At 53.9% G+C, this 7,504-nt stretch carries 3 protein-coding genes; 1 reads left to right on the top strand and 2 read right to left on the bottom strand.

The window, feature by feature from the left end; all coding sequences use genetic code 11:
* Nucleotides 1–189 precede the first annotated feature (189 nt).
* Together OB13_RS03335 and OB13_RS03330 are read right to left on the bottom strand one after the other, a co-directional pair.
* Complete coding sequence (locus tag OB13_RS03335) at nt 190–2,568, bottom strand: glycoside hydrolase family 95 protein (protein WP_461488731.1); 2,379 nt, start codon at nt 2,566–2,568, stop codon at nt 190–192.
* 35 nt (nt 2,569–2,603) lie between these two features.
* Nucleotides 2,604–4,025 (bottom strand): arylsulfatase, encoded by a 1,422-nt coding sequence (locus tag OB13_RS03330; RefSeq protein ID WP_461488730.1) that lies wholly within the window; start codon nt 4,023–4,025, stop codon nt 2,604–2,606.
* A gap of 268 nt (nt 4,026–4,293) precedes the next feature.
* Between OB13_RS03330 and lacZ the strand changes: the two genes are divergently transcribed.
* Nucleotides 4,294–7,452 (top strand): beta-galactosidase, LacZ type, encoded by a 3,159-nt coding sequence (lacZ, locus tag OB13_RS03325; RefSeq protein WP_461488729.1) that lies wholly within the window; start codon nt 4,294–4,296, stop codon nt 7,450–7,452.
* The last annotated feature ends 52 nt before the right edge of the window (nt 7,453–7,504 follow it).

The following is a 7,504-nucleotide window of genomic DNA, read 5'->3' as shown; positions in this document are numbered from 1 at the left end:
TCTCCAAAATGATTTCTTTCTTCGTTTTAGGCATTTTTGAAATACCCCCATCAGCTTCTAAGCAAAGCATCTTTTCTAGATACTAAACTCATCGCGATGGAGCTATAAATAAGTATGATTAATAGTTTAAGCAAATAAGTAGCACCAGGGATTCCCATTAGCAGTAAAAAACCACCGAATGATAGCCTGTTAAAAGTCCTTTGGGCTAATGTGGACCATCTTCCCGGCAGTGACCGGAATCGTCAGCTGTTTTCCCTGGTAGGCAAGCGTACATTCTCCGGTACTATCGGCCACTATACTGACCTGGAGCAGGCGGCCGTCCGCCCATTGCATACCGACCGTATACCCGCCTCTCGCTCTCAGCCCTGATATCTCACCTGTCTTCCAGGCAGAGGGCAGCGCAGGCAGGAGCTCGATTGTCTGGGTTTGCGACTGCAGCAGCATTTCAGCGATCCCGGCGGTTGCCCCCATGTTCCCGTCCAGCTGAAAAGGCGGGTGCGCATCCAGCAAATTAGCGTAAGAACCTGAGCCGCCGGCAAAAGACTCGGCATTGGAAGCGCCTCCTGCCGGTTTCAGAATCAGGCGATATAGTTGGTGGGCCCGGTCGCCGTTCCGCAGCCGCGCCCAAAAGTTGATCTTCCAGGCCAGTGACCAGCCGGTACCTTCGTCTCCTCTTGCCTCCAGGCTCACCTGCGCCGCTTTGGCCAGTTCAGGCGTCTCCAAAGGCGATATCTGCCGGCCGGGGTGCAAAGCAAACAGGTGCGACACATGCCGGTGCTTGTTATCCGGGTCATCCACGTCTTCCTTCCACTCCTGCAGCTGCCCCCAGCGCCCGATCTGTGGTGGCAGGATCTGATCCCGCACCTGCTGCGCCTGTTGAGCGAACTCCGGGTCGGTTCCTAACACGTTTGCTGCCTGGATACAGTTGTTGAGCACATCCCAGGCGATCTGGTGGTCCATTGAAGCGCCGCCCGAAATGCCACCGTGCTCCGGCGAGTAAGAGGGCGATGACACCAGGTGACCGCTGCTGTCCGGGGTCAGGTAGTCGATCCAGAACAGGGCGGCCTCTTTCATCACCGGGTAGGCTTTTAGTTTCAGGTATGCTTTGTCACGGGTATACTCGTAGTGCTCCCACAGGTGCTGCGCCAGCCAGGCAGCCCCTCCCGGAAAGAAGCCCCAGGGGAGCTCCCAGCCCGGGGCCGTATAGCCATAGGCATTGTTCATGGTGTTCACTACCCAGCCACGGGTATTAAAAAAGTCTTTGGCGCTTTGCCGGCCAGGAGCCACCAGCGAGGCAGTGTACTCTAGCAAGGGGATATGGCACTCCGAAAGATTCGTTACTTCAGCAGGCCAGTAGAGCATCTGCAGGTTGATGTTGGTATGGTAGTCTGCTGCCCAGGGCGGCTTGGTACTGTTGTTCCACTTGCCCTGCAGGTGCATCGGCATGGTGCCCGGCCGCGAGGCCGAGATCATGAGGTAGCGCCCGTACTGAAAGTAGAGCATTTCCAGGCCCCGGTCTTCTGTGCCATGGGCGTAGTTTCTCTGCCGGACATCCGTGGGCACATTGGCATGCTGTGCTCCTTCCAGCGTAAATTTTACCCGGTCAAACAGACGCGTATAGTCCTGGGTATGCTCTTTCAGAAGCGCATTGATACGTTGGTTCTTCACCGCATCCAACCGCTTAGCTATGATACTTTTGTAGTCAGTGCCTTTATAGGTGGGATATTCCCAGCTATAGTCCGTGGCGGCAGTATGGATTAGCTGCACCGATTTGGCATCACTGACCTCCACCACGCCATTTTCATAACTGATCTTGCCATCCGTCACAATGCGGTACGCGGTTTCAAATTCCTGCTTGTTGTCGTTGATGTGCCCGCCGAAGGTATAGATCCCGTTCTCAAATCGCTCATAGGCTTTCGGGTGAAGCGTTTTGTAGGTGATGGTATATTTCTCCGGACGGTTGGAGCTAAAGCTATAGACCATCACGCCCTTGGGGTAATTGCCAAAGTACTGGCGCTTATACCTGGTCTTCCCGATCTGGTAGCTCACGCTGCCAGTGGCAGTGTTCAGGTCCAGCTCGCGGTGGTAGTTTTGTGGCGTTGCTTCACCATGGCCCAGCTTCACGAAGAGATCGCCCATGGTTTGCTGCGCCCCGTAATCGCCCCACTCAGTACTGCCTTCCAGCTTAGCCGGAGCCATACCTGTCAGATGGCGCTGTACCAGTTGATTGGCCTCCTTTAGTTTGCTTTCGTTGATCAGCTGCCTGATCTCGGTCAGGTATTTCCAGGCATCCGGTTTATTGCCATGGTTATACTTCGGATTCGAATGCGGACCGCCGGACCACAGCGTGCCTTCCGAGAACTGCAGCTGCTCCTGCCCTACTCCTCCGAAAAACATAACGCCCATGTAGCCATTGCCGATCGGCAGCGCCTCCCGCATCCAGTCGGTGGCCGGTTTGTCATACCACAGTTTCAGCGTTTTGTCCTGGGCCAGGGCCGGCAACAACAGAATGACAAAGTATGGCAGAAGGAAAAATGCTCTTTTCAGGGAGGTCAACAGGTATATCATCAGCAGAATAGAATGGCTATACTTTTACAGTTCGCTTATTTGATCTGAAACTGCGGGTTCTCGGCCGGTGTGCGCATCTTGTCCATAACCTGCTCCAGTTCCTTGACTTTCTCCGGGTTAGCAGTCGCCAGGTTGTTTTGCTCCCCGATGTCTGTGCTCAGGTTGTAGAGCTCTGTTCGCAGAGGCTGTCCGTTCTTATAAAAGCGGATGGCTTTCCAGTTCCCTTTCCTGATTGCTTGCTTGAATCCTCCCTCGCCAAACTCCCAGTACAGTGCTTCATGCCGTTTCTGCTCTTTCTTTCCCAGCATATCTGCTGCAAACGAAACTCCATCTATGGCTTCCGGAGCTTTACTGCCAGTCAGTTGCGTAAAGGTCGGGAGGATGTCCCAGAAGGCACCGATGTGGTGGCTGGTGGTGCCCGGCTTGATTTTACCATCCCAGTAGGCAATAAACGGCACGCGTATACCACCTTCGTAGAGATCGCGCTTCACCCCGCGCAGCGGCCCGCTACTCTGGTGCGCCTCCATGGCATCGGCCAGAGTGCGCCCACCCTCGACGTGTGTACCGTTATCGCTGGTAAAAATGACCAGGGTATTTTCAGCCAGCCCCTGCTCTTTAAGCTTTTGCATGATCTGGCCCACATAATCATCTAGTGCCGTGACCATAGCAGCGTAGGCCGCTTTCGGGTAGGGCTGCGGACCGTACCACTGGCCAGGCTTCTGCGCCACTTCAGGAGCAAAAATGCTTCCGCCATCATCGGTCAGGTAGGGCTGCAGGTACTTGTCCTGCACCTTCAGCTCCGCATGGGGCAAGGTATAGGACACATATAAAAAGAATGGATTCGACTTCTGCTCCTCAATAAAAGCCAGGGCATCCTCCGTGAAAATATCGTTCACAAAACTGCCTGCCGGAACAGGCACCTTGGTGCTCTTGCCGTTGGCCAGCCGCCATAAAGAATCCGCCTGCTGCTTGTGCCCCTCAAGGTGATGCAGGTGCCCGGTAAAGAAATCCCAGCCCTGTTTTTCAGGAACTCCGGTGGTGCCTTCGAGCCCCAGTCCCCATTTGCCCACCATACCTGTTCTGTAGCCGTTTTGCTGCAGCAGTTTGGCCAGGGAGGTATCGGTGGGCCGCAGCGGTACTTCGCCGTTGCCCCGGATATAGGTATGGCCCGTGTGCTGCCCTGTCATAAGGGCTGCCCTGGAAGGCGCGCAGACCGTAGAACCGGCATAAAACTGGGTATAGCGCCTGCCCTGCTCGGCCATTTTAGTCAGATGGGGCGTTCTGATGCTGGTTTGACCGTAGGGGGCGATATCGCCATATCCCATGTCATCGGCCAGGATAAAGACAATGTTGGGCTTTGCAGATACGGCGTCCTTTTCATTCTCCCCCACAGCCGTACGGCAGGAGGATATGAGCAGGATACAAAGAAAAAAGAGACTGCTGATTAGGAGTTTCATCAGGTGTAGGTATAGCAATTCACTACTCACAACAGGCACATGACCTGTAGAAGAGACTTAAAAATAGCTATTAAAAGATGTAATCTGAAATACGGGACTACACAAACGGTTGCGTAGCATTAAGGCCGAGTACTTTGCCCATTTTTCGATACTTTCATCGGAAAGAAGGTCAAGGCACTTATGCCCTGGTCCCTCAAGTCAAATGCTGCACAAGCACCTGAATCATCTTTTATCAACCAATTAGTTTTTAGTCCCATACTACTAGATCATGCGTAAACTTTATGCGTTCCTATTTGCCCTGCTAGTTGCCATCCCGCTACAGGCACAGCAAGTCCCCTCGGAGGTGCTTACGCCTCAGATCGTGGAGGTAAACCGGATGCCGATGCGAGCCGCTTCCTTCGCTTTCGAAAACAAAACACTGGCTGAGCAACGGCAGAAAGAAAAATCAGAATACTTCATCTCCCTTAACGGCACCTGGAAATTTAACTGGGTACAGAACCCCCAGCAACGCCCCACAGATTTCTATAAGACCGACTTCAACGATGCCCAGTGGGATAACTTTAAGGTGCCGGCCAACTGGGAAGTGAACGGCTACGGACTCCCGATCTATGTGAACCACCCTTATGAGTTTGCCGGCCACGCCAAGAAAGGCGCCAAGCTCAACCCGCCCCACGATATCCCGGCAGACAACAACCCGGTAGGTTCTTACCGCAAGAAATTCACGCTGCCCGAGAACTGGGACGGCCGTCAGGTGTTCATCCACTTAGGAGCGGTTAAATCCGCGTTCTTTATCTGGGTGAATGGCCAAAAGGTGGGCTACAGCGAAGACAGCAAACTGGCTGCCGAGTTCGATATCACGCCTTACGTGAAAAAAGGCGAGAACCTGGTAGCCCTGCAGGTATACCGCTGGAGCACCGGCTCTTACCTCGAGGCGCAGGATATGTGGCGTATCTCCGGTATCGAGCGTGAAGTATACCTCTACTCCACCCCCAAACTCGACATCCGCGACTTTAAGGTAATGGCCACGCTGGACGAGAGCTATACCAATGGCGTGTTTGACCTGACGGCAGAGATCAACAGCTACAAACTGGACCAGAAAACCCTGCATAGCAAACCTGACACCTTCGCTATTGAAATTGAACTGGTAGACGCTGCCGGCAAAACTGTTTTCACTGATAAGACACAGGACGTGCAGCGCGTGCTGGGTAACTATAAAAAGGAGGTGAAATTCCAGAAAACAGTCCCGAACGTAAAAACCTGGTCTGCCGAAATGCCTTACCTCTATACCTTGTACATCACCCTGAAAGACAAAGACGGCAAGGTGGTAGAAGTGGTACCGCAACGCGTGGGTTTCCGCTCCGTGGAAATCAAGGACAAGAACTTTTTGGTGAACGGCAAGCGTGTGTTCTTAAAAGGCGTGAACCGCCACGAACACAACCCGACCAAGGGCCACGTGCTGAGCAAAGCCGACATGCGCAAGGACATGGAGATGATGAAGAAGCTAAACGTGAACGCTGTACGCCACTCGCACTACCCGCCTGATCCGTATTGGATGGAGCTTTGCGACGAGTATGGTTTGTATGTGATAGAGGAGGCCAACATCGAATCGCATGGCCGCGGCTATGACCTGGCCTATACCTTCGGTAACGACAAAGCATGGCGCAACCCGCACTTCGACCGTATTTCGCGCATGTATGAGCGCAGCAAAAACTATACTTCTGTCGTGACCTGGTCGCTGGGCAACGAGGCCGGTAATGGCACCAACTTCTACGAAGCCTACGACTGGATGAAAACTCAGGACTTCCGCCCGGTGCAGTACGAGCGCGCCGGATGGGATTACAACACCGACATCATCGTGCCGCAATACCCAAGCCCGAACTGGCTGAGAAAATATGCCCAGGGTAAACCGGACCGTCCGCTGATCATGAGCGAGTACGCGCACATCATGGGCAACAGCCTGGGTAACTTCCAGGATTACTGGGATGTGATCGAGACAGAACCCTACCTGCAGGGCGGCTTTATCTGGGAGTGGATCGACCAGGCCATTGACACCGTGAAGAACGGCAAGCGCATCATGGCTTATGGCGGCGACTTCCCACTCAGCGGTCCGGTAGATGAGAACCTGAGCGACAACAACTTTATTGTGAAAGGTGTGGTAACGGCTTACCGTGGCCTGACCCCGATGGCAGTGGAGGTGAAGAAGGTATACCAGCACATCAAGACTAAGTATAACGGCAACAACAGCCTGGAAGTGAAAAACGGCTACTTCTTCCGTGACCTGAGCAACTATCAACTCAACTGGGAAGTGCTGGAAAACGGCAAGATCATCGAGAAAGGAAGCATCAAAGACCTGAATGTAGCGCCGCAGCAAAGTATAACCCTGACCCTTCCGATCAAGAAGAAGCAGCAAACAGGTCGGGAGTACTTCCTGAACGTGCGCTATACCTTGAAAAATGCCGAGCCGTTCCTGGAGAAAGGCTATGAGATCGCCAACGAGCAGTTTGCCCTGAACCCGGCCCTGCAGCCGGCCACGCTAGCCGCAGGCGGTAAAGGCACGCTGAAAGTAAGCGAGAATGGTGATAACCTCGTGCTGACCGGCAAGGACTTTACCGTGAGCTTCGACAAGAAGAACGGCACGATGAACGGCTATACCTTGAAAGGTGAAACGCTGCTGCAGCAAGGTCCGAAGCCAAGCTTCTACCGCGCCCCTACCGACAACGACATCGGGGCAGGCTACAACAAATCGAAGCGCATGTGGCGCGAAGCCTACGACAACGGCAAACTGACCAACGCCAAGCATACTCAAACCGCCAACGGCTACGAGGTGACCTTTGAGAAGGAGCTCGTAAATGGTGACGCAACTACCTCACAGGTATTCACCATCTTCAACGACGGCACTGTAAAGGTTGACAACCGCGTTAAGCCGCTGAAAGGCGAACACAAAGTGCTGCTGCGTGTAGGCAACGACCTGCAACTGAGCAAAGCGCTGGACAACATCGAGTTCTACGGCCGCGGCCCGTGGGAAAACTACTGGGACCGTAAAACCGCCTCTTTTGTAGGAGTCTATAAGCAGAAGCTGGATGAGCAGTACTTCCCGTACGCCCGTCCGCAGGAAAGCGGCAACAAGTCGGATGTGCGCTGGGTAAACCTGACCAGCAAGAAAGGCAAAGGCCTGCGCTTTGAGTTTGCCGACAGCCTGCTCAACTTCGCTGCCCTGCCTTATACCCTGCAGGACCTGGATCCGGAGCAGGACAAGAAGCAGTACCACTCCGGCGAACTGGAGAAACGCGACCGCATTTACCTGCGCGTAGACCTGCAGCAAACCGGTATGCAAGGTATGGACAGCTGGGGCAGCCAGCCGCTGGAGCAGTACCGAATCCCATACAAAGACCACCAGTACAGCTACTGGATCAAGCCGCTCCGATAACCCTCAGCAGGCAGGTATAACAAAGGCCGAAGTATAGCTATACTTCGGCCTT

It is taken from the genome of Pontibacter sp. HJ8, assembly GCF_054824225.1.
The sequence above is the reverse complement of the archived record's forward strand: the minus strand, read 5'-3'. Positions and strand labels throughout refer to the sequence as shown.